This is a genomic window from Halalkalibacter nanhaiisediminis (assembly GCF_007830185.1).
Lineage (GTDB): Bacteria > Bacillota > Bacilli > Bacillales > Bacillaceae_D > Halalkalibacter > Halalkalibacter nanhaiisediminis.
This window is the reverse complement of the sequence record NZ_VLKZ01000008.1, coordinates 55,671-82,245: the sequence shown is the minus strand read 5'-3', so window position 1 is coordinate 82,245 and position 26,575 is coordinate 55,671. Positions and strand designations below refer to the sequence as shown.

The 26,575-nt window shown below is 38.7% G+C and carries 23 protein-coding genes and 2 riboswitches; of the genes, 19 read left to right on the top strand and 4 right to left on the bottom strand.

Going from position 1 to position 26,575, the window contains the following annotated elements; genetic code table 11:
* Nucleotides 1-22: 22 nt before the first annotated feature.
* The 12 genes from IQ10_RS14180 to IQ10_RS14125 all read left to right on the top strand — a co-directional run bounded on the left by IQ10_RS14180 (nt 23) and on the right by IQ10_RS14125 (nt 15,201).
* Nucleotides 23-1,456, top strand: a complete 1,434-nt coding sequence (locus IQ10_RS14180) for a sigma-54 interaction domain-containing protein (RefSeq protein ID WP_144451154.1) — start codon at nt 23-25, stop codon at nt 1,454-1,456.
* Nucleotides 1,457-1,983: 527 nt separating this feature from the next.
* On the top strand, nt 1,984-3,549 hold the full coding sequence (locus IQ10_RS14175) for a class I adenylate-forming enzyme family protein (RefSeq protein WP_144451153.1): 1,566 nt from the start codon (nt 1,984-1,986) through the stop codon (nt 3,547-3,549).
* Between the two features lie 14 nt (nt 3,550-3,563).
* Nucleotides 3,564-4,325, top strand: a complete 762-nt coding sequence (locus tag IQ10_RS14170; RefSeq protein ID WP_144451152.1) for an SDR family NAD(P)-dependent oxidoreductase — start codon at nt 3,564-3,566, stop codon at nt 4,323-4,325.
* Nucleotides 4,326-4,346: 21 nt separating this feature from the next.
* On the top strand, nt 4,347-5,726 hold the full coding sequence (locus IQ10_RS14165) for a short-chain fatty acid transporter (protein WP_144451151.1): 1,380 nt from the start codon (nt 4,347-4,349) through the stop codon (nt 5,724-5,726).
* A 434-nt stretch (nt 5,727-6,160) separates the two neighbouring features.
* The gene (locus IQ10_RS14160; RefSeq protein ID WP_144451150.1) at nt 6,161-7,603 is read left to right on the top strand and encodes a PTS mannitol transporter subunit IIBC; all 1,443 of its coding nucleotides are present in this window, start codon (nt 6,161-6,163) and stop codon (nt 7,601-7,603) included.
* A gap of 179 nt (nt 7,604-7,782) precedes the next feature.
* A complete protein-coding gene (locus IQ10_RS14155; protein ID WP_144451149.1) occupies nt 7,783-9,909 on the top strand; it encodes a BglG family transcription antiterminator in 2,127 nt (708 codons plus the stop codon).
* 2 nt (nt 9,910-9,911) lie between these two features.
* A complete protein-coding gene (locus tag IQ10_RS14150) occupies nt 9,912-10,349 on the top strand; it encodes a PTS mannitol transporter subunit IIA (RefSeq protein ID WP_144451148.1) in 438 nt (145 codons plus the stop codon).
* Nucleotide 10,350: 1 nt separating this feature from the next.
* Nucleotides 10,351-11,508 (top strand): mannitol-1-phosphate 5-dehydrogenase, encoded by a 1,158-nt coding sequence (locus IQ10_RS14145; RefSeq protein ID WP_144451147.1) that lies wholly within the window; start codon nt 10,351-10,353, stop codon nt 11,506-11,508.
* Nucleotides 11,509-11,636: 128 nt separating this feature from the next.
* Nucleotides 11,637-11,738: riboswitch (TPP riboswitch) on the top strand.
* Nucleotides 11,739-11,844: 106 nt separating this feature from the next.
* Nucleotides 11,845-12,870, top strand: a complete 1,026-nt coding sequence (locus IQ10_RS14140) for an ABC transporter substrate-binding protein (protein WP_144451146.1) — start codon at nt 11,845-11,847, stop codon at nt 12,868-12,870.
* A 125-nt stretch (nt 12,871-12,995) separates the two neighbouring features.
* On the top strand, nt 12,996-14,102 hold the full coding sequence (locus IQ10_RS14135) for a PQQ-dependent sugar dehydrogenase (RefSeq protein ID WP_242009845.1): 1,107 nt from the start codon (nt 12,996-12,998) through the stop codon (nt 14,100-14,102).
* Nucleotides 14,103-14,206: 104 nt separating this feature from the next.
* The gene (locus IQ10_RS14130; RefSeq protein ID WP_144451144.1) at nt 14,207-14,980 is read left to right on the top strand and encodes a class I SAM-dependent methyltransferase; all 774 of its coding nucleotides are present in this window, start codon (nt 14,207-14,209) and stop codon (nt 14,978-14,980) included.
* Nucleotides 14,981-15,021: 41 nt separating this feature from the next.
* A complete protein-coding gene (locus tag IQ10_RS14125; protein ID WP_144451143.1) occupies nt 15,022-15,201 on the top strand; it encodes a hypothetical protein in 180 nt (59 codons plus the stop codon).
* A 101-nt stretch (nt 15,202-15,302) separates the two neighbouring features.
* On the opposite strand, the gene IQ10_RS14120 is transcribed toward IQ10_RS14125, so the two are convergent.
* On the bottom strand, nt 15,303-16,118 hold the full coding sequence (locus IQ10_RS14120; RefSeq protein WP_144451142.1) for a UTP--glucose-1-phosphate uridylyltransferase: 816 nt from the start codon (nt 16,116-16,118) through the stop codon (nt 15,303-15,305).
* 221 nt (nt 16,119-16,339) lie between these two features.
* Here IQ10_RS14120 and IQ10_RS14115 point away from each other — a divergent pair, with 221 nt between their 5' ends.
* Both IQ10_RS14115 and IQ10_RS14110 read left to right on the top strand, forming a co-directional pair.
* A complete protein-coding gene (locus IQ10_RS14115) occupies nt 16,340-17,620 on the top strand; it encodes a UDP-glucose dehydrogenase family protein (protein ID WP_144451141.1) in 1,281 nt (426 codons plus the stop codon).
* On the top strand, nt 17,617-18,564 hold the full coding sequence (locus IQ10_RS14110) for an NAD-dependent epimerase/dehydratase family protein (protein WP_144451140.1): 948 nt from the start codon (nt 17,617-17,619) through the stop codon (nt 18,562-18,564). The genes IQ10_RS14115 and IQ10_RS14110 overlap by 4 nt, the downstream gene beginning before the upstream one ends.
* 94 nt (nt 18,565-18,658) lie before the next feature.
* On the opposite strand, the gene IQ10_RS14105 is transcribed toward IQ10_RS14110, so the two are convergent.
* The 3 genes from IQ10_RS14105 to yunB all read right to left on the bottom strand — a co-directional run bounded on the left by IQ10_RS14105 (nt 18,659) and on the right by yunB (nt 22,274).
* Nucleotides 18,659-20,248: a glycosyltransferase family 4 protein gene (locus tag IQ10_RS14105; RefSeq protein WP_144451139.1), complete on the bottom strand. Its 1,590-nt coding sequence runs from the start codon at nt 20,246-20,248 to the stop codon at nt 18,659-18,661.
* Nucleotides 20,245-21,342, bottom strand: coding sequence for a CotS family spore coat protein (locus IQ10_RS14100; protein ID WP_144451138.1), 1,098 nt, complete (start codon nt 21,340-21,342; stop codon nt 20,245-20,247). Before IQ10_RS14100 ends, IQ10_RS14105 begins: the two co-directional genes overlap by 4 nt.
* A gap of 155 nt (nt 21,343-21,497) precedes the next feature.
* Entirely contained in the window at nt 21,498-22,274 is a 777-nt protein-coding gene (gene yunB / locus IQ10_RS14095; RefSeq protein WP_144451137.1) for a sporulation protein YunB, read from the bottom strand.
* Nucleotides 22,275-22,442: 168 nt separating this feature from the next.
* Here yunB and IQ10_RS14090 point away from each other — a divergent pair, with 168 nt between their 5' ends.
* From IQ10_RS14090 to IQ10_RS14070, 5 genes are all read left to right on the top strand, one after another.
* Nucleotides 22,443-22,925, top strand: a complete 483-nt coding sequence (locus IQ10_RS14090) for an SMI1/KNR4 family protein (RefSeq protein ID WP_158640045.1) — start codon at nt 22,443-22,445, stop codon at nt 22,923-22,925.
* Nucleotides 22,926-22,961: 36 nt separating this feature from the next.
* Nucleotides 22,962-23,108 (top strand): YycC family protein, encoded by a 147-nt coding sequence (locus IQ10_RS14085; RefSeq protein WP_144451135.1) that lies wholly within the window; start codon nt 22,962-22,964, stop codon nt 23,106-23,108.
* Between the two features lie 110 nt (nt 23,109-23,218).
* Nucleotides 23,219-23,364, top strand: a riboswitch (FMN riboswitch).
* Nucleotides 23,365-23,577: 213 nt separating this feature from the next.
* On the top strand, nt 23,578-24,663 hold the full coding sequence (gene ribD, locus IQ10_RS14080; RefSeq protein WP_144451134.1) for a bifunctional diaminohydroxyphosphoribosylaminopyrimidine deaminase/5-amino-6-(5-phosphoribosylamino)uracil reductase RibD: 1,086 nt from the start codon (nt 23,578-23,580) through the stop codon (nt 24,661-24,663).
* Nucleotides 24,663-25,319 (top strand): riboflavin synthase, encoded by a 657-nt coding sequence (gene ribE / locus IQ10_RS14075; protein ID WP_144451133.1) that lies wholly within the window; start codon nt 24,663-24,665, stop codon nt 25,317-25,319. Before ribD ends, ribE begins: the two co-directional genes overlap by 1 nt.
* 24 nt (nt 25,320-25,343) lie before the next feature.
* Nucleotides 25,344-26,561 (top strand): bifunctional 3,4-dihydroxy-2-butanone-4-phosphate synthase/GTP cyclohydrolase II, encoded by a 1,218-nt coding sequence (locus IQ10_RS14070; RefSeq protein WP_277878035.1) that lies wholly within the window; start codon nt 25,344-25,346, stop codon nt 26,559-26,561.
* Nucleotides 26,562-26,575: the final 14 nt, after the last annotated feature.

Here is a 26,575-nt window from a genome sequence, read left to right as displayed (position 1 = left end):
GTTAGAGTAAGGGGGTTAAAGGATGGGATCGATATCGTCTAATGAAAAAGAAATAGAACGTCTTAGGCAAATGAACAAGGTCTTAGACTCCATTATTGACTCTAGTTATGACGGGATATATGTAGCTGATCATCAAGGATATGGCTTGAAAGTCAATGAAGCATACACTCGTTTGACAGGTGTAGCAGCAGACGAGCTTATAGGTAAGAATATGAATGACGTTGTGAAAGAAGGTATTGTATCAGAATCAGTCACGCTTAAAGTGTTAAAAGAGAAGAAAGCGATGACCATTATGCAAAAAATACAGGATAAAGAATTTCTCGTGACAGGAAATCCGGTTTTTGACAATGAAGGACAGATTACACAAGTTGTTACAAATTTACGGGATTTATCTGAGCTAAATCGTCTCAAGCTAGAATTGTATGAAACTAAAAAATATACACAGCAAATTCTTGATAAAATAAATGAATTTAAGAGTAAAGAAGAGATTAAGCTTTTACTTGATGGAGTCATTGCCCAAAGCAAAGAAATCATGGAAGTGATATCTATTGTTAAAAAAATATGTGAAGTAGATTCAACGGTCATTTTACTCGGTGAAACAGGTGTCGGCAAAGAAGTATTTGCCAACATGATTCATTTAAATAGTAAGAGGTCGGAAAAACCTTATATTAAAGTAAACTGTGGTGCAATACCACCACAGCTTCTGGAATCTGAGCTATTTGGATATGAAAAAGGTTCTTTTACCGGGGCAGATCGTAATGGCAAAGCTGGGTTATTTGAGAAAGCAGATGGGGGAACGATATTCCTCGATGAGATTGGCGAAGTGCCAATAGAGCTTCAAGTGAAACTATTACGTGTTTTACAAGAGTTTGAAGTAACGAGAATAGGTGGATCGCAAGCAAAGAGAGTAAATGTTCGTATCATTTCAGCTACGAATCGTGACCTTAAAAAAATGGTTCAAGAAAATACATTTCGAGAAGATTTGTATTATCGTTTAAATATCGTGCCGATTCATATTCCTCCTCTTCGTGAGAGAGTTGCCGATATCGCTCCTTTAGCGTACTATTTTTTAAATAAAGTAAATGAAAAATATCAATTGAAAAAAAGATTCCATTCAGAGGTTATCTATCTTATGGAGCAATATCAATGGCAAGGAAATATACGTGAAATGGAGAATTTGATTGAAAGAATAGCTGTAACTACGGATGAGGAAGAAATAACAGTTGATGATTTTCCAAGCGGTATTTTTCAAACTATCATACAAACGAACAATGCAAATGAGGGAGAAAAGCTTACTTCTTTAGGTTTGAAGGAAATAGTGGCTGAGCTTGAAAGACGGCTTATAAAAGACAGTATCAGTGAGCATAAAACGACTAGAAAAGCTGCGAAAATATTGGGAATTAGCCAATCAGCTCTAGTGAAAAAAATGAAAAAGCTAGGGATTTCCATAAAGTAAATAGAAATTTTATTAGTTATGATGACGCTCCAAAAAGTCTCTTTCAAGCGATTGAGACTTTTTGTTTTTCATGCCAAAGTCATTATCATATCAAAAATGAGACTTGATTCCAAAAAGAATCACGATTCTTTTTGGAATCACTTTGATCTATTCAAGGTGAATAATTATAAAAAAGAAGTAGAAAACCGCAGAAAGTATGTAAGCGTTTTCAAAATTAGTTTTTGAAAAGACGTTTAAAAAATAATAGGGCTTAAAAAGAGTGATTCGATTTGTCATCAAATGAATGGGAAGAGAAAGGAGATAAAAAGAAAAGGAGGCTCAAGAATGGTTGATCGGCAAAGGTAGAGGCTGTAAAAATGTTTTTATTGTTGATTTAAAGCTGTTTTTTAAAAGTTAAATATAAATTGGCACAACTATTGCAAAGGGATAAAGGTAATAATAATAAAATTATTCAGACTTTTACAATAATTATTAAGTGGGTGATTTATTTGCTAGATAGACAAGTGCTTTTTGGTAGGGATGTCAAAATGTTTAAAGATCGCCCTGCTAACATTTATGAAATGCTTAGCCAAAGTATAAAAGCTTTTCCAGACAGAGAAGCGATCGTAATGGAAGAGTTTCGACAGACATACAGTCAATTAGGTGATGTAGTTGACGGATTAGCCGTTCATTTTTATCAGAAATATAAGATAAGAAAAGGAGATAGAGTCGCGTTACTGTTAAATAATTGTCCGGAATTTATACACGTTGTTTTAGCGTGCGCACGTCTCGGGGCGATTGTTGTACCTCTTAATACGAGGCTTTCACATTTGGAATTAAGCTATATGATTTCACACTCAGGCTCTTCACTTATATTTACCGAAGAAGAGAAGAGAGATGTTATTGAAAAAGTGAATGAAGAACTGGCTCTATCTCATCCTTATGAGGTTGTCTTTATAACAAATCATGAGGGGCAAAAAGGAAACACTTTTCTTGAATTCATTCATTTGAAACAAGAAATATCATTGATTGCCAGAGAAGAAATTAATGAAACGGATCCTCTATTTATTATGTTTACATCAGGTACTACTGGTACACCAAAGGGCGCGCTTGGGAGTCATGTTGGTATCATTAGTAGTGCACTTAATTACAAGCATGTTATCAAAGCTAGCGAACCTGTTAAGACGTTGATCGCAGTCCCTCTTTTTCATGTAACAGGTTTAATCGGACAACTTTTCTATATGATAGCGATCGGAGGTACATCTGTACTACTTGAACGCTATCAAACAGAACCATTTATTCGGACAATCGTAAAAGAGAACATCACGTTTCTATTTAATGTTCCAACGATTTATGTCATGGTTATGTCTCATCCTATATTTCAGGAATTATCTGTATCATCGGTAAAAGTGATTGCTTACGGAGGAGCTCCAATGTCTTATGAAACAATCGAGCAACTTCGCAAGCATTTTCCAGGTATTCAATTGCATAATGCTTATGGTGCCACAGAAACATCGTCGCCGACAACGATTATGCCAGTACATTATGATGACGATAAGCTGAATTCTGTCGGTAAGCCTGTACCAGTTGCTGAAATCAAAGTGATCAATGAGACTGGGGAGGAATTGTCAGCAGGAGAAGTGGGCGAACTACTTATTAAAGGTCCAATGGTCATCGAAGGCTATTGGCGAAATGAGGAAGCAAATGCTAAATCTTTTGAAGGTGACTATTGGAAATCAGGGGATATGGCTAAGGTTGATCGTGATGGTTTTGTTTACATTATGGATAGAAAGAAAGACATGATTAATCGTGGCGGTGAAAAAATCTTCTCTGTAGAAGTTGAAAATGTTCTTTACGGACATGAGGGCGTGTTAGAAGCCGCTGTTGTTGGAGTCCCAGATGCTTTGTTTGGTGAACAGGTGAAAGCATATATCGTAAAAAAAGAAAACGTAAACGTGAATGAAAACGATATCCAAGAGTTTCTTAAGTCACGTTTGGCTGATTATAAAATTCCTAAATTCATAGAATTTATTAAAGAATTGCCAAGAAATCCTGGTGGAAAAATCTTAAAATCTTATCTAGCAAAATTAAATCAAAATAAAAGTAGGCAATAGAAGGGGGATTTCAGATGAAAGATTTATTTAATTTAAGCGGGAAAGCGGCACTAGTCACAGGAGGGAGTAAGGGGATCGGTCTTGGAATGGCACGAGCTCTTGGACTGGCTGGTGCGAAGATTGCGATTGCAAGCCGTGGCATTGAGGACTTGGAAAATGCAACAACCGATCTACAAAATGACGGAATAGATGCAAAGGCTTTTCAAGTTGATGTAACAAATAAACATCAGGTGGATGAGCTAGTAAAGAATGTTACTAGTCATTTTGGAACAGTTGATATTTTAGTGAATAATGCTGGTATGAATATTAGAAAGCCCCTTGTTGAAATCGAGGAGGAAGATTGGGATAAGGTACTGACAACAAATTTGAAGGGGCTATTTTTAGTAGGACAATCCGTTGCAAAACAGATGATTAAGCAGCAAAGCGGACGGATAATTAATATATCTTCTATTTTAGGTGAAGTAGGGATGAGCTTTCAAACGAGCTATGCAGCTAGTAAAGGAGGGATTAATCAACTAACAAAGGTATGGGCTGATGAGTTGGCAAGTCACGGTATTACAGTAAATGCGATTGGACCGGCTTATATTAAAACACCGATGACAGAGGGATGGTTGTCTGATAAAAAGCGTTATAACAACATTGTTGAACAAACGATGTTAAAAAGGGTTGGCGAATTATCTGATCTTGCTGGTCCTATTGTTTTTCTTGCTTCTGACGCCTCAAGCTATGTAACGGGTCAAGTATTGTATGTCGACGGTGGATGGACAGCAAAATAAAATGAAGAAAGGTGGTTCAATATGAACGCACAACCGAATCTACAACCTAAAATCCCGCAAAAGAAGAATAATCCGATAGCTAAGTTAGCGATGTTCTTTGCAAAAATTGCTGAAAGATGGATTCCAGATGCATTTGTATTTGCCATTATACTCACGATGATTACGTTTATAGGTGGTATGTTGATCGGGAATACGCCTTATGAAATGATGATTCATTGGGGGGATGGCTTTTGGGGGCTATTAGCATTTACAGCGCAAATCATGACAACTTTTATCATGAGTTATGCGCTTGCGATAACAAAGCCTGTATCGAGAGCTCTTGAGAAATTAGCAAGTATTTGTAAAACCCCAACTAGTGCCATTCTTGTTGTTACCTTTACGGCTCTTTTTGCTTCGTTGATTAGCTGGGCATTTGGTTTAGTGGTAGCTGCAATCATTGCAAGACTCGTTGGAAGAAAAGTTCATGATGTTGATTATCGAGTATTAGTGGCTGCTGGTTATTCAGGATTTGTTATTTGGGAAGGCGGCTTATCTTCTTCTCCATCCCTTTTTGTTGCAACAGAAGGGCACGTGTTTCAGGATATTGTCGGCTTAATTCCGACTTCACAAACATTACTTTCACCATTGAATGTCGTTCTCGTTTGTTTTATCTTTTTTACTCTTCCATTTGTTATGCTATTGATCCATCCGAAAAATAAGGAAGAACGTTTTATTATTGATCAAAAGTTGCTGAAAGATGAAGAAATAAAAGAAGAGCAATCACTTTCTGATGGAAATTCACCTAATGATAAGTTAGATAAAAGCAGAGGCATTGTGATGCTTGGCGGATTGTTAGGTTTGTTTTACCTTGGTAATCATTTTTACTTAAATGGATTTTCGTTAGATTTAAATACTGTGAATTTAATCTTCTTAACTTCGGCACTACTACTTTATGGTAATGTACGGGAACTTGGTGTCGGTCTTAAAAAAGCATCTGGGAGTGTAGGACAATTTGCACTGCAATATCCCTTCTATGCAGGGATTATGGGGATGATGGGTTCATCTGGTCTAGCATTATGGATATCAAATATTTTTGCAGATATTTCAACGACTAAAACTTTACCACTTTTTACATTTTGGGCAGCAGGTGTTGTCAATATGTTTATTCCTTCTGGTGGGGGACAATGGGCAGTTCAAGCTCCGATTTTCTTGCCATTAGCGCTAGAAATGGCAGTAGAGCCAGCGAAAATAGTATTAGCTGTGGCCTGGGGTGATGCATGGACAAACATGATTCAACCATTTTGGGCAGTACCACTTTTAGTTATTGCAGGCTTAAAAATTCGAGACATTATGGGCTTTACGATGATCACTCTCTTTTACACAGGTGTGATTATATCAGCTGTTTTCTTTATTTTAGGATAATTGATAGCGTTTACAATTTATTTATGAAAGAAAGAAGTCTTGGTGGTTTATGTTATGAAACGATCTCTAGTTCCTAGGGTGAACAATTGAAAAATGGTAAACGGAGAACTTAATGAACATGTATTGATAGTTCATTATTTATCTATAAAGAACAATAAAAAATGCAGAGCAAATGATTCGTGCTCTGGATTTTTTGTGTTCATGTTGTTCATGTTCCAAGGCTCATGGAGTGCAAAAAAGGAATGGGAAAATGTAAGTAGGACACTATAGTTAATGAAGATATATCGATAAATTTCAAACGATTTTTTAATAATGTCAACAATATCTTTGCCAAATCGGTTATTTCTATCAATAGCTTCTTTGCTGAAACCGCTTTATTATAAACATGTGAGTTGGCAGCGTAACTAACTGCTTGAACGAAGGAGGATCTGATCATGAGTTCAGAACAAAATAATTCAAATATCAAAGTGAAAATACAGCGCTTTGGTAGTTATTTAAGTGGCATGATTATGCCAAATATCGGTGCATTTATCGCATGGGGACTTATTACAGCGTTATTCATTCCAACAGGTTGGCTGCCAAATGAAAATTTAGCGACACTTGTTGGACCGATGATCACCTATTTATTGCCATTATTAATTGGTTTCACTGGTGGTCGAATGGTTTATGATTTACGTGGTGGGGTTGTTGGGGCAACAGCAACTATGGGTGTCATTGTCGGTGCAGACATTCCAATGTTCTTAGGCGCGATGATCATGGGTCCACTAGGTGGTTACCTGATCAAAAAGTTCGATAAATTGGTTGAAGGTAAAGTAAAGTCTGGTTTTGAAATGTTAATCAATAACTTCTCTGCTGGAATTATTGGTGGGGCATTAACGATACTAGCTTATGTCGGTGTTGGACCAGTTGTTTTATCGTTGAACACAGCGCTTGCATCGGGTGTTAGCTTCTTGATTAACGCGAACCTTTTACCACTAGCAAGTATCATTATCGAGCCAGCGAAGGTGCTGTTCTTAAATAATGCAATTAACCATGGGATTTTAAGTCCGCTTGGAATTGAGCAGGCCGCAAGAGAAGGAATGTCCATTTTATTCTTACTTGAAGCAAACCCTGGTCCAGGACTAGGAATTTTGCTAGCATTTATGTTCTTCGGTAGAGGAATGGCGAAAATGTCTTCTCCAGGAGCTGTTGTTATTCATTTCTTTGGTGGTATTCATGAAATTTACTTCCCGTATATCCTAATGAAGCCTGCACTAATTTTAGCTGCGATTGCAGGTGGAGCAACTGGGGTCTTTACATTCTTAATGTTTAACACAGGACTCAATGCACCTCCATCACCTGGTAGTATCATTGCCGTGTTACTGATGACTCCTCGAGGTGAGCATATAGGCGTCCTACTCGGTGTCATTCTAGCAGCGCTTGTGTCATTCATTATCGCATCTATTATCCTCAAAACTTCTAAAGTAACAGAAGATGATGATGCTTTAGTGAAAGCAACGGAAAAGACATCTGAACTAAAAGGAAAAGAAAGTAGAGCTTCTGCATTAGTTAGTACAGAGAAAGCGGAAGAAGCAAAAGCAGAAGAAAAAGATATTGATAAAGAAAGAGTTAATAAAATCATTTTCGCTTGTGATGCTGGTATGGGTTCAAGTGCAATGGGAGCATCGATCTTAAAGAACAAGGTCAAGAAAGCTGGATTAGATATTGATGTAAGCAATACATCTATTAGCAATATTCCAGATGATGCTGACATCGTTGTCACTCATAAAGACTTAACGGACCGTGCAAAAGCGAAATTACCAACAGCTACTCATATTTCAGTTGAAAACTTCTTGAACAGTCCAAAGTATGATGAGCTAATTGAAAAATTAAAATAAGATGTTAGGGGATGAGAGTCGTGTCATAACTCTCATCTTTTTCATTTTTGGCAACAATTCAAAAGACGAAACTGTATTATGCTTTGATTGAATCAATAAAAGATTTCGGGTTATGATAAAAACAGAATCATATTACTTCAATATTGTCATCATCTAAGGTCTTTAGTGGAGTGAACGACATGTACATTACTGCAAGGGAAAGGCAAATTCTTGAGAGTTTATTAACAACTGAACATGAAATCACTGTGAAAGACCTTGCAAATAAGATTGATGTAAGCGTGCGAACTGTTCACCGTGATCTAAAGGGTGTTGAAGATATTTTAAAAGAATATGATCTCCGACTTGTCAAAAAATCAGGTGTTGGGATTCAAATTATTGGAGATGCTGAACAAGTAGAAAATTTAAGGCTGTTTCTATTCAATATTACTCATAATGAATACACACCTGAAGAAAGACAAACGATTATTTTATGTGCACTGCTTGAATCGACTGAGCCTGTTAAATTGATTGCTCTTGCTAATGATCTAAACGTCACAATTGCAACGGTAAGCAATGATTTAAATAAGGTAGAGGAACGATTAGAAAAGTTCAATCACTTGTCGCTCATACGTAAAAGAGGATATGGTGTTGAAATTGTTGGTTCAGAAACGGCAAAAAGAAAAGCAATGAGCATGATCATCACCGAAAATGTTGATGAATATGAGCTTCTGTCACTGATTAGAGAGAACATCCAAAAGAAATCGACTCAGCAGACAAACTCGATTTCAGAACGTTTACTCGGTTTAGTTGAGAAAAATAACTTGCTCATTGTCGAAAAAGCGGTTGAAGAAATCAATAGGGAATTACCTTACTCGATCGCTGATAGTGCCTATATGGGATTGGTTGTCCATTTAGCGCTAGCAATGGAGCGAATTTTACAAGGTGAGAACATTTCAATCGATCAAAGCTATTTAGAAACATTACAAGTAACACCTGAGTTTACGATAGCAAAAAAGATCATTGAGAGGTTAGAAAAAGTCTTTAACACACATATTCCGAAAGCAGAAATTGGCTATATTACGATGCATCTTCGTGGGGCTAAGCTAAGGCATGACAAGGAATATTTAATTGAGGATACGAGCCTGCAAATTGCGCTTAAAGCGAAGAGTTTAATTAGTTATGTTGAAAAAAGGGTCGACCAAGAGTTGTCTCATAATCAATCGCTATTACAGGGACTAGTTGCGCATTTAAGTCCAGCCATTTTCAGGATCAAACAAAACATGGGTATTACAAACCCATTATTAGAAAAAATTAAGAGTGATTATGCAGAATTGTTTGCGATTGTCGAAGACGGTGTCAAAGTGATTTTTCCCGATTTAGACGTTCCTGACGAAGAAATTGGATACCTTGTGATGCACTTTGGTTCTGTATTGATCGGTAGTCAAAATCAAGAACCGTTAAAAGCATTAGTCGTTTGTTCGAGTGGAATTGGGACGTCAAAGATGCTTGCAACGAGATTGCAAAAAGAGCTAACAGAAATTAAGGAATTTAAAAATGTTTCCTTATTTGAATTTAATCAAATGGATCATGAGCAATATGATGTCATTTTATCCACAATTCGAATACCAGAAATGAATAGGGATTATATTATCGTCAATCCGATTTTAACTCGTGATGAAGTGGAGAAAATAAAATCATATATTGGGCAACATGTAACAAAGAAGTTGGTAAAAAGAGTTGGAAGCAATGAAAACACTGGATTTCAACCTTTTACGATAAAAGAACAGACGATAGAGAAAATGCAAAAAATGACTCTATATTCTGAAACAATTTCAACGATTTTGCAGGGATTTACCGTACAAAAAAATGATCAAAAAAGCGAGCTAGCGACCATTTTAACGAAAACATGTGAGCTATTGTTTGATCAACATGTTATTGCTGATGTGAACATGGTCGTCGCAGATCTAAAAAGACGGGAGAAGCTTGGTGGATTAGGGATTCCAAATACAACGCTAGCTTTGTATCACACAAGGAGTGAGGCAGTGTTAAAGCCTGCTTTTCTCATTCACGCTCTAACTGAGCCACTAGAGATCATGGCGATGGATCAGACGATGATGGAAGTAGAGACGATTTTAGTGTTACTATCTCCAGAGAATCTTCCAAGTGCTGCACTAGAAGTATTAAGTCAGATCAGTTCATCGATTATCGAAAATGAACAAAGCATTTCGTTAATAGAATCGCAAGAGGAAAGATTGATTTCATCCTATCTCGCATCAAAATTAGAACAATTTTTTCATGAAAAAGTAAACGAACTGAGGAGTGTTTAGACATGGCATTACCAATTTTAGCAAAAGAAAATATCGTATTAAAGGCAACAGCGGATTCAAAAGAACAAGCGATTCGAATGACTGGTGAAAAATTAGTTGAGCGTGGGTATGTTGAGCCTTCTTATATTGAGAAGATGTTAGAGCGTGAAGAGTTAACATCTACATATATGGGTAATTTTGTGGCAATTCCACATGGAACAGAAGACGCGAAAAAGTCTGTAAAAGAATCAGGCATTGCGATTATTCAAGTTCCAAATGGCGTTGAATTCAGTCCAGGAAACGAAGTTAAATTGTTAATCGGAATCGCTGGTAAGGGTGACGAGCATTTAGATATTTTATCGCAAATTGCGATTGTATGTTCAGAAGAAGAAAATGTAGAGAAGATTGTATCAGCAGCAACTGCGGAGGAAATCCTCGAACTATTTGAAGGAGTGAACTAAGATGCTTGCGGTACATTTTGGTGCAGGTAACATCGGAAGAGGCTTTATTGGCTTACTTTTAAATCAGTCTGGCTATCACACGACTTTTGTTGATGTGAATGGCGAAATTGTTGATTTGATCAATGAAAAACAAGAGTATCGTGTTGTTTTAGCTGATCAAACGAAAGAAGAAGTATCAGTTACGAACGTCTCAGCGATCAATAGCATGAATGATCCTGAAAAAGTGATTGATGCGATTGTGAAAGCGGACATCGTTACAACTGCGGTTGGACCAAATATTTTACCTATTATCGCGAAATCAATTGTCGCAGGCTTACGAAAAAGAGTAGCTGAAAATAAAAAAGATCTTTCGATTATTGCTTGTGAGAACTTAATTGGCGGTAGTACGCTATTAAAAAACAGCGTATATGAAGGACTTTCTGGAGAAGAAAAGGGCGAGTTTGATCAGTATTTTTCTTTTCCAGATGCAGCGGTTGATCGCATTGTGCCGAATCAAACGAACGATGATAAGCTTATGGTTACTGTGGAACCTTATTATGAGTGGGTCGTTGATCAATCAATGATTAAAGGTGAGGTCCCGCCTGTTAAAGGCGTTACCTTTGTGGATGATTTAACTCCTTTTATTGAACGTAAATTATTTACCGTTAATACTGGACACGCGATTGCTGCCTATTTAGGCTACCACGCGGGTATGAAAACAATCGATGAAGCATTAGCAAGTAATGAAATCAAAGCGGACGTTGAACATACACTAAATGAAACAGGTCAACTTTTAGTGAAAAAATATGATTTTAAGATGGATGAGCACAAGTCATACATCAATAAAATCATCAATCGCTTTTTAAATCCTTATATTACAGACGAAGTAACGAGAGTCGGGCGTGCACCGTTGCGTAAGCTTGGAGCAAATGACCGCCTTGTTTCCCCAGCGAAGCAGTTTAGTGAAGTAGTAGGCGGAAAGCCAACATACTTAGCAAAAGGGATTGCTGCGGCACTCAAGTATGATGTGAAGGAAGATCCAGAAGCTGTTGAAATTCAAGAGTTGATTCACGAAAACGGCTTAAAGCAAGCGATTTATGAAATAACGGCACTCCAAGAGGGTTCAAAGCTAGTCGATTTGATTATCGAACAGTATGAGTTATTAGGGAACAGAAAATAAAAGGGGAGAGCCATTTTTCTTTTATGGAAATGGCTCTTTGTCTTTATTTATTTACTATTGCTGTTAATGGTTGATCTACATGCTAGACTATGATAAAACTAGTAATTAGGTATGACGAATTGAATACGAACCACTGCTAGGGGTGCTTTTGTAGCTGAGAGAGATGAACGTCTTAACCCTTATAACCTGATCTAGTTCGAACTAGCGTAGGGAAGAAGTGTGGAGATATAATCGATCAAGTACGACCAAGATGATTGACTTGAACCACTTCTGTTTAATTGGAAGTGGTTTTTTATGTTAATAAAAATAAAAATAAAAAATGGGGGAAAAGAAAAAATGAAAAAGTGGTTACTATCAAGTCTGTTTTCACTCAGTGTAGTCGCTCTTGCTGCTTGTGGGGGGACAGAGGAACAAAGTGTAGAAGAAGAGGTGCCCGCAGCTTTAGAAGAAGAAACGGAGCTTGCAGAAATTGATATTATGCTCGATTGGTATCCAAATGCCGTACATAGTTATTTATATGTAGCTGAGGAAAAAGGCTTTTTTGAAGAGGAAGGCCTTAACGTTAATATTCAGTTTCCAGCTAACCCTACTGATCCAATTAACCTAGCTGCAGCAGGACAAATCACTCTTGGTATCTCTTATCAACCAGATGTTGTCACTGCACGTGCAAATGAGGTACCTGTAAAATCAGTAGCAGCTATTGTCCGTTCGCCGCTTAATCACACTGTTTTCTTAGAAGATAGTGAGATTCAAACACCTAGTGACCTTGAAGGAAAACAACTCGGCTATCCAGGCATTCCATTAAATGAAGCGATTGTTAAGACGATTGTGACAAATGATGGTGGTAACCCTGACGAAGTGCAAATGATTGATGTTGGATTTGAGCTAGGTTCATCGATTGTTAGTGAGCAGGTTGATGCTGTCATTGGTGCATATATTAATCACGAAGTACCGATGTTAAGACATAATGGTCACGAAACGCGCTATTTTGATCCAGTTGAGTACGGAGTTCCGAGCTTTTATGAGCTAGTTCTTGTCACAAATGATCAAACGTGGGAAGAGCAAGAGGAAGAAATTAAAGCATTTTGGCGTGCAGCAACAAAGGGTTATCAATTTATGGTCGAACAGCCAGATGAGGCTCTTGCTATTTTATTAAATAACCAAGATGAAGCGAACTTCCCACTTATCGAAGAAGTAGAGCAAGAAAGTCTTGAAATTCTGCTCCCGAAAATGGAGTCTGAAGTAGGATTTGGTAGTCAAGACGAGGAAAATTGGCAGGAAACAATAGATTGGATGCTTGAATTTGGTTTAATTGAAAAAGAACCAGCTTTATCTGATATCTTTGTGAATATCGTTGAATAATAGATGATTCATTGATTTGTGATCCTCTCGTTTTATATCGGGAGGATTTTTTTATGATAAAAAATGAAAAATAGTAGAAAAGTAACGTTTGACGTTTACATAAAACGTGAATATATGGAATGGAGGTGTTTCTCTTGAAATATGTTTTAACAGCTGGACTTATTCTTTTATTAGCAGCTTGTTCAACGAGTAATGATGATCAACAAGCAGAAGGTGAAATAACTTACGTGCCTATTGAAATAAACGAAGCAACCGAAGCGAGCGATGAATTAGAAGCGGTTGTCGCTGATCAGCTTGAGGTGCCTTGGTCAATTGAAGAATTGGATGGAACCTTCTACCTTACTGAACGTGCGGGAACAATTGTGACGATTATAGATGGAGAAGCATCGAGACATGAAGTTCAGCTGGAGCATCCTATTCATGCTGAGGGTGAAGGTGGATTAATGGGTTTAGTTCTTGATCCGAATTTCGAGCAAAACAAAATAGCATACGTTTATCATACGTATCTTGAAAATAATGAAATATTAAATCGAATTGTCAGAATTGAGCATGCAGATGGAAAGTGGACGGAACGAGAAGAATTACTAAGTGGTATTCCTGGTGGAAGAACACATAATGGTGGGAGACTTTCAATTGGTCCTGATGGCTATCTTTATGCGACAACAGGTGATGCTGGTATCGAGGAATTAGCTCAGGAGCCCGAGCAAATGGCAGGTGTTATTTTGCGTATGGGGCTAGATGGCTCTATACCAGAGGACAACCCGATGTCAGATTCATATGTGTTCTCGTATGGTCATCGAAATCCTCAAGGTCTGACGTGGTTAGAAGATGGTACGATGTATAGCTCAGAACATGGTCCAAGAGGTCATGATGAAATAAATCAGATTGAGCCAGGGAACAACTATGGTTGGCCAACGATCATTGGTGATGAGACAGGAAATGGAAAAGAAGTGTCTGTTTTTCATTCAGGCTCTGATACAATGGCACCTTCAGGAATGGCAGCTTACGATTATAGTCTTTATGTAGCAGCCCTAAGAGGTGCAGGAGTTTATCGTTATGATGTCCAGTTAGATGAGATTGAAAAAGTTTTAGATGGTTATGGCAGAATTCGAGACGTGAAAATCATTGAAGATGAGCTTTATTTCATTACAAATAACACAGATGACAGAGGAACGCCGATGGAAAGGGATGATAAGCTTATAAAGGTAATGCTAAATGAAGATTTAGAATAAAAATCACTAAGATTCTTAAATTTGTGATACAAGCGATTGATCTTTCTTACATATGTATTGAATAGTAGGCTATTTTCGATATATATCGTGAAGGAAGTGATGATATGCAAGAGCAGGCAAAGGATAAAGTGAAAAAGCAATTCGGTAAAAATGCGCAAAAATATGTGGAAAGTGTATCTCATGCGACTAGTCATGATCTAGATACACTAATTGAGTGGGTAGAACCGAAATCATCCTCTGTAGTCTTAGATGTCGCTACTGGTGGAGGACATGTTGTAAAAAAGCTAGCTCCTCTCGTGCAAACGGTTTTTGTGACGGATTTAACGAAAGAAATGCTTGCCAATACTAAAAATCATTTAAACGATTTTAACAATCTGATTTATATGATTGCTGATGCTGAGTCTCTACCATTTTTAGATCAATCTTTTGATCTTGTTACATGTAGAATTGCTCCTCACCATTTTCCACATCCAAGTAAATTTATTGAAGAAGTCGCAAGGGTGTTAAAACCTAAAGGGAAGTTTCTGTTAATTGATAATGTTGTTCCTGATGACTCTGAGTTAGCAACGTTTATGAATACCTTTGAAAAGTTACGAGATGATAGTCATGTTCGTTGTTTGGCTTTAGAGGAGTGGTTCGAGCTTTTAAAAGTGAATAACGTATGCGTTGAACGGTTTCAAGTAGACAAAAAAGAATATGATTTTCCTGTTTGGGTAGAAAGAACAACAGAAAATCAGGAGCAAATCAACAAAGTGAATGATTATATCTACCAAGCTAAGCAAAAATGTAAAACGTATTATCAGGTCAAAGAATCAAACGGTAAAATTATGAATGTATCCGTTGATCAATGCATGATCATGGGTGAAAAGGGTGAATGAATCCTCTCTAATTGCAAATCATATGTTAGAGGTGATAGGTCATGAAAGATACCGAAAAAAAGACTGAAGGCGTACATCAACAGACGAATGAAGAGAACGAGAATAGATCTTGGACTGTTGATCGGCATGCGGGTGATTCAATCGATGAACATATGGTACTTGAAGAGGCAAACGAGCATTTCGCTGCCAAAGAAATCTCGCAAGCACTAAACAATTCTTGAGAAGCAAGGGCCACTTATGGTGGTCTTTTTCTGATTTTAAAAAGGTTTACTGCAAATCAATGAAAACCATTACGTAATAAGTGGCCTTCTTCCTCAAAGTATTAATAATCTTTGTCTAACTTATTCATTCTTTTTACCAACTTGATATATCCTTTTTCTGTACCGATATCATAGCGTTTTCCGCTGAATTTATGGGCATAACAACTTCTGTGCTGTAGCATCAGCTTTAAGGCATCTGTTAGCTGGAGCTCTCCATTATGATCAAGCTCAACTTTTTTCAGGATAGAGAATATATCAGGATGCAACACATAACGCCCGATCACGGCTAATTGTGAGGGCGGGGCTGTCTGTGGTTTTTCAACGATATCTATCACTTTAAACAAATCCTCTTTCAATTTACTTTCTTTAATCACTCCATAATGTTTCAGTAACTCTTTTTTTACATGCTTAACGCCAATTGCGCTCGCTTGGTATTTTTGATAGTGACTCATCAGCTGCTTGAGTCCGTGCTCTTTTTCAATAAATACATCATCTGGAAGAAGAACGGCAAATGGTTCGCCGTTTATAAAGGGCTCTGCTGTTAGAAGCGCACCACCTAGTCCGTTTGCATATGGCTGGCGAACAAATTGGATGTGTACAGATGGAAGTTTTAACTTTTTTAAAAGATGATGTTTCTTTTTTTCCTTCAAAAAACCTTCTAATTCTAATGAGCGATCAAAATAATCGACGATCGTGTTTTTGTTTCTTGAAACGATAATTAATATTTCTTCGATTCCTGAAGCAATGGCTTCCTCAACAACATAATGAATGGCTGGTTTTCCTTTAATCGGGAACATTTCTTTTGGAATAACTTTAGTGATGGGGAGGTTTCTAGTACCATATCCTGCTGCTGGAATAACCGCTTTTTTTATGTTCATACCTTATCCCCCTGACGATCTTTTCTTCCTTGTTCTACCTTATTCATTGAAACAACTTGTAGGAATTTGTCCTAAGAAAAACGTTGAACTATTTCATCGATGTAACAGTAAGGTCGTTAAATTTTCTAAACTTTTATCACGCTTTCATTCTTTTAAAAATACGATAGTAGAGCATCAGTTATGCATGTGGCTTGAAGGCAAGTAAGAGAGGAGTAGTAGGTATGGATATATGTGTGATTGGAGCTGGTTATGTCGGCTTGACCACATCGGCCGTGTTAGCTAACTTTGGACACAATGTGTATTGTGTTGAAAAAGAAAGTGAAAAAGTAGAAATGCTTAAACGTAGTAAAATACCGATATTTGAGCCGGGATTAGAAGAAATGGTGGTAGAAAATCAAAGAAAAGAAAGGTTGGCTTTTACGACAGATTTATCAAAAGCTATAGAAGAAAGTTCGATTATCTTTGTCACGGTCGGAACGCCTGCATCTACTGACGGCAGCCCGAACCTTTCATTTCTAAATAAAGTAGTCGATGAGCTAGTTCCCCTTATTCAATCCTACAAAATCATCGTCATAAAAAGTACTGTTCCTTTGGGGACAAACGAGCGTATTCATAAAGAGCTAATGGAACGTGGTGTCTCTCCAGATCTTTTCGATGTTGTTTCAAATCCAGAATTTCTTCGCGAAGGCTCTGCCGTTCATGACATGCAATACCCTGATAAAATTGTGATTGGAGTAAAATCGCTAAGGCCAATTGAACAGATGCAGAAATTGTACCAAGATATTGAGGCACCATCGATTATAACGAGTCTAACAGGCGCGGAAATGATCAAGTATGCATCTAATGCTTTTTTAGCAATGAAAATTTCGTTTATTAATGAAATTGCTCGGATTAGTGAAGCGTATCATGTCGATATTACAGAAGTGGCTTTAGGATTAGGAATGGATCCACGAGTTGGACCTTATTTTTTACAAGCGGGTCTTGGTTACGGGGGATCATGTTTTCCTAAGGATCTTTGTGCCCTTGAATTTTTAGCGAAGGAAAAGGAAATTACTCCGCATTTGTTGCAAGCAACACGCGAAGTGAATGAAACTCAAATTGAGCAGTACATGAAAAAGATAAGAAAGGAATTTCCAGACTTAACAAATAAGAAGCTGACTGTTTGGGGAGCAGCTTTTAAACCTAATACAGATGATATCAGGCATTCTCAAGCAATGAAACTGATAGAACAACTAGCGAGGGAGGGGTGTCATCTTCATGTATATGACCCTGTTGTAACGGTTGCAATGCCACATGTAACATTCTATCAATCTTTATATGATTCTATTGATCAAACGGATGGCATAATTATTGCCACAGACTGGAATCAATTTAAAGAAGCTGACTGGTCATTTATTAAGGAGAAAATGAAAGGTAAGATTGTGATTGATTGTCGAAATTGCATCGAACCAAGTCGAATTAAAAACAATGGATTAACATATGTTGGGGTGGCAAGACCATGAAAATACTTGTGACAGGTGCTGCTGGTTTTATCGGTTCAAATCTTTGTGAACGATTACTAGAGGATGCGAATGTAGAGGTCGTCGGAATTGATGCTTTCGTTGGTCCGACTCCGAAAAAATTCACATTTCAAAATCTCGACAACCTTCTAAAACATCAGCGTTTTACATTTTTGCGAGAAAATCTGTTAGAGGTTGAATGGGAAAAAACGCTTGAGGGAATTGAGTATGTATACCATTTAGCAGGTATGCCAGGCGTGCGCTCTAGTTGGGGTGAAGACTTTCAAAACTATGTTGCTTTTAATATTTTAGCGACGCAACGTCTGCTAGAGGCTTGCAGGCATGTGTCTTTAAAGAAATTCATATATGCTTCAACCTCTTCTGTTTATGGGGAAAAAAGAGGGAAAGTCTCAGAAGAGCTGGTACCTGAGCCGTTGTCTCCATATGGTATTACAAAATTAACAGGTGAATATTTATGCCGCGTGTATCATAAAAGTTTTCGAGTGCCAATCGTCATCTTACGTTATTTTACGGTGTATGGGCCAAGACAGCGTAGTGATATGGCCTTTCATCGTTTTATTCATGCTATGCAACAAGGAATGCCTGTTACCATTTACGGAGACGGGGCACAAACACGTGATTTTACTTATATTGACGATTGTGTCGCCGCCACTGCCGCTGTCATGAATGCAGAAGGTGTTGTTGGTGAAACGATTAATATAGGTGGAAAACAGCGAGCTTCTGTTTTGGATGTCATTGCATTACTTGAGCAGATCTTAAGACAAAGAGCAAAGTTAACATTTATCGATCAAGCAATCGGTGAACCGAAGCATACATGGGCAGATATCTCCAAAGCTGAAAACTTGTTGAAGTATCAACCAGCTTTTAATCTTGAAGCAGGATTGAAGAACGAAATTGATTATATTGAGGAGCTTTATCAATCATAATTGGTTTCATTTGCACATCAAAAAATCAGCCTATTCACATTGGATAGGCTGATTTTTTGATTGTTCGTGATTATATATCATTATAATAAATAGTTTAGTTGCTTTTTCTTTTTTGTCTTCGCTTGTTATTTCTATTCGTAAACAACTTAGCTGTGGAAATATCATTGGTTGAATAGACGATTTTTCGAGTAGGTGGTGTTTCTTTTTTCTTAGGTTCTTGAGTACTTAACTGTTCGGCAATTAACTTTTGGATGATTTGTTGAATTTCATCATTAGTGTTTTCGGTCATTCTTTGTTTGACAGTCTCTAATAATACCTCGAGTAAAAAGTCATCATTTGATAGTTCATTTAACAGCTGAGACTTAAGTTTTTCTCTCTTTTTAATCTTTTTATTCTCCTCTTGTGATTCTTCCATTGAAATAGCCTCTTTCTGTTCTAATTCTTCTTCTAACATAGCTTGGAGCTCTGTTTTTTCTACTTCTTTAAGGATTAATTCTTCATCTTTGGACTCAGCGCCAAACGGAACATTATTTTTCATTTTCTCTTCAATTTCATTCCACACGTCTAAAATATCTTTGGCGACTCGGTTCCACGTAAACTTTTCTTCTGCAAGCTTTCTCCCGTATTGACCCATTTTTTTACCGAGCTGGGGATTAGATAGAAGTGTTGATAGGTGTTTTGCAAAGGCTAAAGGATCTTCAGGTGTTTCGACAATTAAGCCATTTTCGTTTGGAATGATCACTTCAGGATTACCGCCTCTTTGTGTTGTGACAATTGGTAGTCCTGAAGCCATTGCTTCATAGTGTACACGGGCCAGTGGTTCCTGCCATTGAGATGGGCACACAAAAATGTCGGCAGCAGCAAACCATTTTTGAATTTCATCAGGTGATACAAATCCTGTATTAATTACAGGTACGGGCAAGCGAGAGGCAAGTGCGCGTACGTAAGCAACATAATCGCTGACGTCATCGACACTGAACCATTTACTGCCGACGAGAACTAGTGCGACATCTGGATGTTTTTTTGCAACCTCACCAATGGCTTGAACAAGGATATCTGCCCCTTTATTGGCAGAGAGTCTGCCTGCGAATAAAATTACTTTTTTATAAGATAAATCATACTCTTGATGAATAGCTTCACGCATTTTTTCTGCTTCTTTTGAATTCGGTGGTACAAATCGATCTAAATCTACGCCGGAGTAAATCGTTTTTAATTTTGAAGCGGCGTTTGGAAATGACTCAGCTATTGTCCGGCCGACATAATCACTGATTGTAATAATTTTATCAAGCTCGTTAATCGCTGCCTCAGCTTCCTCTGGCTTAATCTTTTGTGGAATAAACATATCATTATGCATGCTTAAAATAAGGCGAGCATCAGAAGCATATTGTCTAACAGGAAGAACGAGTCGTGGTCGATTAAAAATGTGAATAACATCGAATGTATGGGATTGAAGAAATTGTGTGACGCCTTCCATATAGGTTTCGACGAGCCCGCCTGGAGTACGCACATAACGGATATTATTTACCGTCTCATCATCAGGTAAGGATGGATCTGGTGTTCCGAGTATGGTGACATCATGGTGTTTACTTAAAAAAGAGGAGACTCCTTCAATATAGGTTTGGATCGCCCCCCCTCTTACTGGAGGGACGGGAAGCTTCTCGGTACAAATCATCAAAATATTCATGTGGAAAGTTCCCCCTTCCATTTTTGTAATTCTTCTAAGGCGGGCCATTTTGTTTTCTCTGTCTCGGCAATCCGGCTACACAATGTATCTAGCTCATTGTCCATAAAGACATCAGGCTCATAAACCATTTCCTTTACATTTTTGTAAAATTCATTTGGGAGTGCCATGTCGATCATTAAAATATCATATAATTCAGGTTCAATCGGGTTAGCTTCATGATAGGATTTAATCATTTCTGTCATCCAAGTGAGGTCCCAGATACCCATATCATCAACTGTCCCAGTAATCAGTTTACGTAAATCTCTAATCGGCAGGTCGTAGGCAACACCATCAAGGTCAATGATCCACATGCCATCAGGTCCCATTTGGCCATTTGACCAGCCGTAATCTTGATGAACGAGTCCCCATGCTTGGTTGCCTCTTGCAATTAGTTCTTTGTAGGCTGATTGCTCAAGACGTGTCAATGCCTGACGTGCTTGATCTTCAAACATGTCAGTCACAAAGAGAATCGTTTGACTTGCAGGCATTTCGCTATAGGAATTTGCGATCTTTCGAAACCAATCCATTTTCTTAACGACTTTTTGATAGGATTTAGGCCAACGATAAAGTCGTGAAGGGTTTTCAGCACCTTTAGGCGGGGTATAGCCCTTGGAAAGCTGATGAAATTCGCCTAATGCATAGCAAAGTGCTTTCGCCCCTTCGATATCTTTTGTTACTGGGTTAAGAGGTTCGATCCAATCTGCTACAAACCACAGCTTTCCGCCCATTTCAACAAAAAGTTCCCCAGATTTTGTTTTAATAATAGGTGGGACTTTTGCTTTTTTCTCCTCTACTAAATATTGTTGAGCACCTAAACTAAATAAGCTCCTTCCTGGTCTGCGGTGCAGGAGTTTAAAGCTAAGTGGACCGTGATTGGTGTCAATTTTCCAAATGAGACCACCTTTATCAGCTTTCGTTGTTATAACCTCCATATGGCAAACACTCATGTCATAATGGCCGATAACTTCTTGTGCCATTTCTTCGATATAAGGAGGAACGTAAAATTCCCCAAGAGTGCCATCAAGATCCCATGGAGTAATGAGTTCTTCTGTCATTTCTCTTCCTCCCATTTGTGATGATTTTGGGTCTTCTAACTAGGGTATTCGCTTGATGGAATTAGGTGTCATTGATCACTTATTTGAAACAAAATATAAAAAAAGGCTAGTGCAATAAGCTGCACTAGCGAGAGTGATGATGGAAGTGAAATTCGTTAATTCGTTGGCGTTCCCGGAATAATCATACCGCCGCTACCTTCAGAATACACTTCAGGCACTTTGCCTTGAACGAAAACAGTACCAACAGGGAATGTCGTTTGAACAAGTTGCGTACTCGTTGCAAATGGAATAACAATTTTGACATCGACTTCGAGGAAAATATTTAATGAAATATACGTATTATTAATCCCAGTGCTTTCGATATCGCGATTAATGGTTGATTTGACGTCACCAATAGAAGAGAGTCGAACAGGTACTTTAGGCCCTAAGTGAGCGAGTAAAGCATTATTGGTTGCCTGCCCAAGCGGGATCGTGTAAATAATATTACCTGGTTCATCTTGATTATTAATCGCACCAAAATGATCGAGCTCGAAGTCATCTGGTATCGTTAAATCAACAATTTCACCTCGCTCTAAAGCACGTAAATATCTTTGCACACGACCAGTTGTTTCGGAAAGAACACGGTTATAGGTTCGAGTATTAAATCGAATGTTTGTTACATTGCCTTCTTCGTCTTTATCCATTTCAATAATATCTTCAATATCAAGGCTATCGGCAATTTTTTTAGACACAGCATCATTGATCGCTTCTGTGGCAATTTTTCTCGCTTCAGTCGTAGCGATTGTTAACAATGTAGGACGAATCGATTTTTCAACGAGCCAGAAGCCTGTTGCTGTGAGTATGAGAAAGATCGTAAACGAAAGCAAGAAAACATGGCGAAATGCGAGTTTCTTCGTTTGTGGCCTATGTAAATTTCGTCTAGGTCGTCTCATGAAGCCACCTCCAATACATCTTATTAAAAAAAAGGGAAGGACATGACTTGATATTAAAAATCGTTAAAAGGACATGCATTTTAATCTCTTTAAAATGAACGAATGGCGCTGTACGCTTCTCTGTTCTATAATGGTTATAAGCTAATTGGGATAGATAGGAGGCTAGTGATGCGTTTACAATTTTACGAAGGTCAAAGCTTTTGGAAATCAGCTACTGAATATAAGCCAGGTGAAAAACTAACGATTGAAAAAGTCAATCTTGTTGAGCAGCAGCTTTGTGTTAAGCTGCCTAAAGATTATGTGACATTAATGCTTGAGCAAAACGGTGGCGAGCTTAAGTATCGTTATGTATTATTTGAGGATGGTGATGCGGCAATCGTGCCGTATTTATATGAAATCGATGTAGAGAGCGGCGTTGGATTATCGAGCGTATTTGTCGAGGAATGTGGATTGCCAAACGGAATCGTATTACTGACAGGTGATTTTGAATCTTGGGTTGCCCTTGATTATCGCAAGCAAGGAGCAGAGCCAGGGGTTGTTTATTTTATAGGGAGCGAAAACGGTGATGGGAGCTGGGAAGAGCAGCTAATCGCAACGAGTTTTCAAGAATTCACAAAAAAATTATTTCAAAAGCAAGCAACGATCGTGTAATGTCTAGATTAAATATAGCAAAAGGGAGAGATTGAAATGAGACCATTACAAATATCAGCCGAAACAGCACAAACATTAGCAAAATCATTAAACGTACCAATCGAACAAATTATGCACATGCCGCAGCATATTTTGCTTGCGAAATTAGCGCAGTTGCAAGAAAAAGAAAAGAATGAGGAGTAGTAGAAGGAGGCTCAGAGTGGCCTGGGTCTTTTTTACGAGCAAAGTTGTTGACGAATCATTATCGTAAAGGATACAATCAATTCAACAACTTTATATAAGACCTTATTGGTCGTTTCCTTCGGGGCTGGGTGAAACTCCCGACCGGCGGTGATGAAGCGATGGCTTCTTAGTCCGTGACCCGAATCTATTTATAGAGGCGGTGGACCTGGTGAAAATCCGGGACCGACAGTGAAAGTCTGGATGGGAGAAGGAACGAGACGGTGTAGCGATGATTTTTGAAAAATCATCTGCGTTTAAAGGGATTAGTCTGTCCTTTTTTAACACACTGCAACAACGTCAATATTTACATATTGCGCGTTTATTTCGTGACTCTTTTCAATTCAAGCCCTGAGTGTTATTAAACTCAGGGCTTTTTCTGTTTGCAAAAACTTCATTAAAGGATGTATCTATAAAAACAGGAGGGATCTGAATGAACGATCAAGACTATATGAAGCTTGCCCTCCAACTGGCTGAAAGTACACGTGGTCAAACCTCTCCAAATCCAATGGTCGGATCCGTTGTGGTGAAGGACGGTGCGATCGTGGGGGTTGGGGCTCATTTAAAGGCTGGAGAAGGTCATGCGGAAGTTCAGGCGTTGAAAATGGCTGGTGAAAAAGCGCGTGGTGGAACGATTTATGTCACCCTTGAGCCATGTAGCCATTACGGAAAAACGCCACCTTGTGCGGATTTAATTATCGAGCAAGGATTAAAACGAGTTGTCGTAGCGACAGGTGATCCAAATCCCGCTGTTGCTGGAAGAGGTCTTGATAAATTGCGACAAGCTGGGCTAGAAGTTGTTTTTGGTATTTGCCAAGAAGAAGCCGATGCCTTGAATGAAGTCTTCTTTCACTACATGAAGAATGCGACACCGTTTGTTACATTGAAATCTGCGACGACACTTGACGGGAAAACAGCGACGACGACAGGGAAAAGTAAATGGATTACTAGCCCAGCTGCTAGAGAGGATACTCATCGTTACCGACATACACATGATGCGATTCTTGTCGGGATTGGTACAGTACTTGCGGATAATCCGTCTTTAACAACGCGTCTTCCAAATGGTGGTAAAAATCCGATTCGAGTTGTGCTTGATCGGACGCTTCGGACACCGCTTGATACGAAGCTCGTGACGGATCAGGAAGCTCCGACTTGGATTTTAACGACAGAGCAAGCTTCTAAAGAAAAGCAAGAAGCGCTTGAGCAGTTTGGAGTTGAGGTCGTGCGTTTACCTGATGACTCCATTCAAACCGTTCTGCAAGTGCTTGGTTCAAAAGGTGTGACATCTTTATTTGTTGAAGGTGGCGCGGAAGTAAATGGTAGCTTTTTAAAAGCACGCGCGATCAATCAAATCATTATGTATATGGCTCCGAAGCTGTTTGGTGGTAACGGGGCACTGACTGCCATTGGTGGGGAAGGATTTTTGGAAGTGGATGAAGCCCTTCAATTGGACATAATAGAAGTAACAACGATTGGTGCAGATATAAAAGTTGTCGCAAAAGTAAAGGAGGGGGAGTAATGTTCACAGGGATCATAGAAGAAATTGGAACGATCCTAGATATTCGTCAAAGTGGCGAAGCGATGGTGATGAAGCTAGGTGCGAAGCGGATTTTAAAGGATGTGCAGCTAGGTGATAGTATTTCGGTGAACGGTGTTTGCTTGACTGTTACATCCTTTACGAAGGAGTATTTTACCGTTGATGTCATGCCTGAGACGGTTCGTGCAACAAGCTTACAGGGTCTCGGTCGTGGTGCAAAAGTAAATCTTGAGCGTGCGATGAGTGCAGGTGGCAGGTTTGGCGGTCATTTCGTATCGGGTCATGTTGATGGAACGGGTAAAATTCTCGCTAAAACGCCTGAGCAAAACGCGGTCTATTATCAAATTGGCATTGGGCCTGAATTAAGGCATTATATGGTGGAAAAAGGCTCGGTTGCCGTTGATGGTACGAGTCTAACGATATTCGCTGTTGATGAAAAAAGCTTTACGATCTCAATCATTCCACACACGATTGAAGAAACGATTATCGGCTCAAAAGGTGTAGGCGACCGAGTCAATATCGAATGTGACATGATAGGCAAATATATTGAACAATTTATCACGCGACGCTTTGATCATAAGAAGCAGCCTAATCAATCATTAACTGGAGAATTTTTAAAAGAGCATGGTTTTAAATAAATAGAGAGTGGGATGGTGAGTCGGATGGCCGATAATAAGGAAGAAACGTTGTTTGATCCGATCGAAGAAGCAATTTACGAGCTTATGCAGGGGAAAGTCGTCATTGTATGTGATGATGAAGATCGCGAGAATGAAGGAGACTTTATTGCGATAGCAGAAAAAACAACTCCTGAAGTGATTAATTTTATGGCTACCCATGGTCGTGGTCTCATATGTGCTCCGATTACGCAAGATCGTGCAAGAGAGCTTGATCTTGTGCCGATGGTCGATCATAATACAGATCCTCATGGTACGGCTTTTACGGTGAGTGTTGATCATCAAACGTCTACAACAGGGATCTCTGCAAAAGAACGGGCAGATACCGTTCGAGCTTTAATTGATCCTGAAGCAAAAAAGTACCATTTTAAGCGACCAGGACATATTTTCCCGCTCATTGCTAAAAATGGTGGAGTTCTGCGACGTGCGGGACATACAGAGGCTGCAGTTGATTTAGCGCGTCTTTCTGGAGCGAAACCTGCAGGAGTGATTTGTGAAATTATGAATGAAGATGGCACAATGGCTCGTGTACCTGAACTTAGAAAAATAGCGGATGAGCATGGGTTAAAGATGATTACAATCAAAGATTTAATTCGCTATCGTCATCGTAAGGATTCACTGGTCAAACGCGAAGTGGAAATTAAGCTTCCAACCGATTTTGGTGATTTCAGAGCAATTGGTTTTTCTGATGTCATTGACGGCAAGGAAAATGTTGCGCTTGTTAAGGGAGAGATTATTGAGGGAGAACCGACACTTGTGCGTGTTCACTCTGAGTGCTTAACGGGTGATGTATTTGGATCGCATCGTTGTGATTGTGGGCCACAGCTACACGCAGCTCTTGCCCAAATCGAGAAAGCAGGTAGTGGTATTCTTTTATACATGCGCCAAGAAGGTCGCGGCATTGGTCTAATGAACAAGCTAAGAGCTTATAAGCTTCAAGAGGAAGGGTACGACACAGTCGAAGCGAATGAGAAGCTAGGTTTTCCAGCAGATCTACGTGATTACGGAATTGGAGCACAAATATTACGTGAGCTCGGTGTGACGCAAATGCGCTTATTAACAAATAATCCACGTAAAATTACAGGATTAAAAGGGTATGGTCTTGAAGTTGTTGACCGCGTTCCGTTGCAATTACCACATAACAAAGATAACGAACGCTATTTAAAAACAAAAAGTGAAAAACTCGGTCACATGCTTCATTTTTAAATAACCGTTTATAT

Bases quoted from the DNA above. Each gene is read 5' to 3' on its own strand.
- IQ10_RS14125 (WP_144451143.1), top strand. From the start codon at position 15,022: ATGAAAGATACCGAAAAAAAGACTGAAGGCGTACATCAACAGACGAAT.
- IQ10_RS14070 (WP_277878035.1), top strand. From the start codon at position 25,344: ATGGCCGATAATAAGGAAGAAACGTTGTTTGATCCGATCGAAGAAGCA.
- IQ10_RS14090 (WP_158640045.1), top strand. From the start codon at position 22,443: ATGCGTTTACAATTTTACGAAGGTCAAAGCTTTTGGAAATCAGCTACT.
- IQ10_RS14155 (WP_144451149.1), top strand. From the start codon at position 7,783: ATGTACATTACTGCAAGGGAAAGGCAAATTCTTGAGAGTTTATTAACA.
- IQ10_RS14120 (WP_144451142.1), bottom strand. From the start codon at position 16,118: ATGAACATAAAAAAAGCGGTTATTCCAGCAGCAGGATATGGTACTAGA.
- IQ10_RS14150 (WP_144451148.1), top strand. From the start codon at position 9,912: ATGGCATTACCAATTTTAGCAAAAGAAAATATCGTATTAAAGGCAACA.
- IQ10_RS14165 (WP_144451151.1), top strand. From the start codon at position 4,347: ATGAACGCACAACCGAATCTACAACCTAAAATCCCGCAAAAGAAGAAT.
- ribE (WP_144451133.1), top strand. From the start codon at position 24,663: ATGTTCACAGGGATCATAGAAGAAATTGGAACGATCCTAGATATTCGT.
- IQ10_RS14140 (WP_144451146.1), top strand. From the start codon at position 11,845: ATGAAAAAGTGGTTACTATCAAGTCTGTTTTCACTCAGTGTAGTCGCT.
- IQ10_RS14175 (WP_144451153.1), top strand. From the start codon at position 1,984: ATGTTTAAAGATCGCCCTGCTAACATTTATGAAATGCTTAGCCAAAGT.
- ribD (WP_144451134.1), top strand. From the start codon at position 23,578: ATGAACGATCAAGACTATATGAAGCTTGCCCTCCAACTGGCTGAAAGT.
- IQ10_RS14170 (WP_144451152.1), top strand. From the start codon at position 3,564: ATGAAAGATTTATTTAATTTAAGCGGGAAAGCGGCACTAGTCACAGGA.
- yunB (WP_144451137.1), bottom strand. From the start codon at position 22,274: ATGAGACGACCTAGACGAAATTTACATAGGCCACAAACGAAGAAACTC.
- IQ10_RS14105 (WP_144451139.1), bottom strand. From the start codon at position 20,248: ATGAATATTTTGATGATTTGTACCGAGAAGCTTCCCGTCCCTCCAGTA.
- IQ10_RS14100 (WP_144451138.1), bottom strand. From the start codon at position 21,342: ATGACAGAAGAACTCATTACTCCATGGGATCTTGATGGCACTCTTGGG.
- IQ10_RS14085 (WP_144451135.1), top strand. From the start codon at position 22,962: ATGAGACCATTACAAATATCAGCCGAAACAGCACAAACATTAGCAAAA.
- IQ10_RS14145 (WP_144451147.1), top strand. From the start codon at position 10,351: ATGCTTGCGGTACATTTTGGTGCAGGTAACATCGGAAGAGGCTTTATT.
- IQ10_RS14110 (WP_144451140.1), top strand. From the start codon at position 17,617: ATGAAAATACTTGTGACAGGTGCTGCTGGTTTTATCGGTTCAAATCTT.
- IQ10_RS14130 (WP_144451144.1), top strand. From the start codon at position 14,207: ATGCAAGAGCAGGCAAAGGATAAAGTGAAAAAGCAATTCGGTAAAAAT.
- IQ10_RS14160 (WP_144451150.1), top strand. From the start codon at position 6,161: ATGAGTTCAGAACAAAATAATTCAAATATCAAAGTGAAAATACAGCGC.
- IQ10_RS14115 (WP_144451141.1), top strand. From the start codon at position 16,340: ATGGATATATGTGTGATTGGAGCTGGTTATGTCGGCTTGACCACATCG.
- IQ10_RS14180 (WP_144451154.1), top strand. From the start codon at position 23: ATGGGATCGATATCGTCTAATGAAAAAGAAATAGAACGTCTTAGGCAA.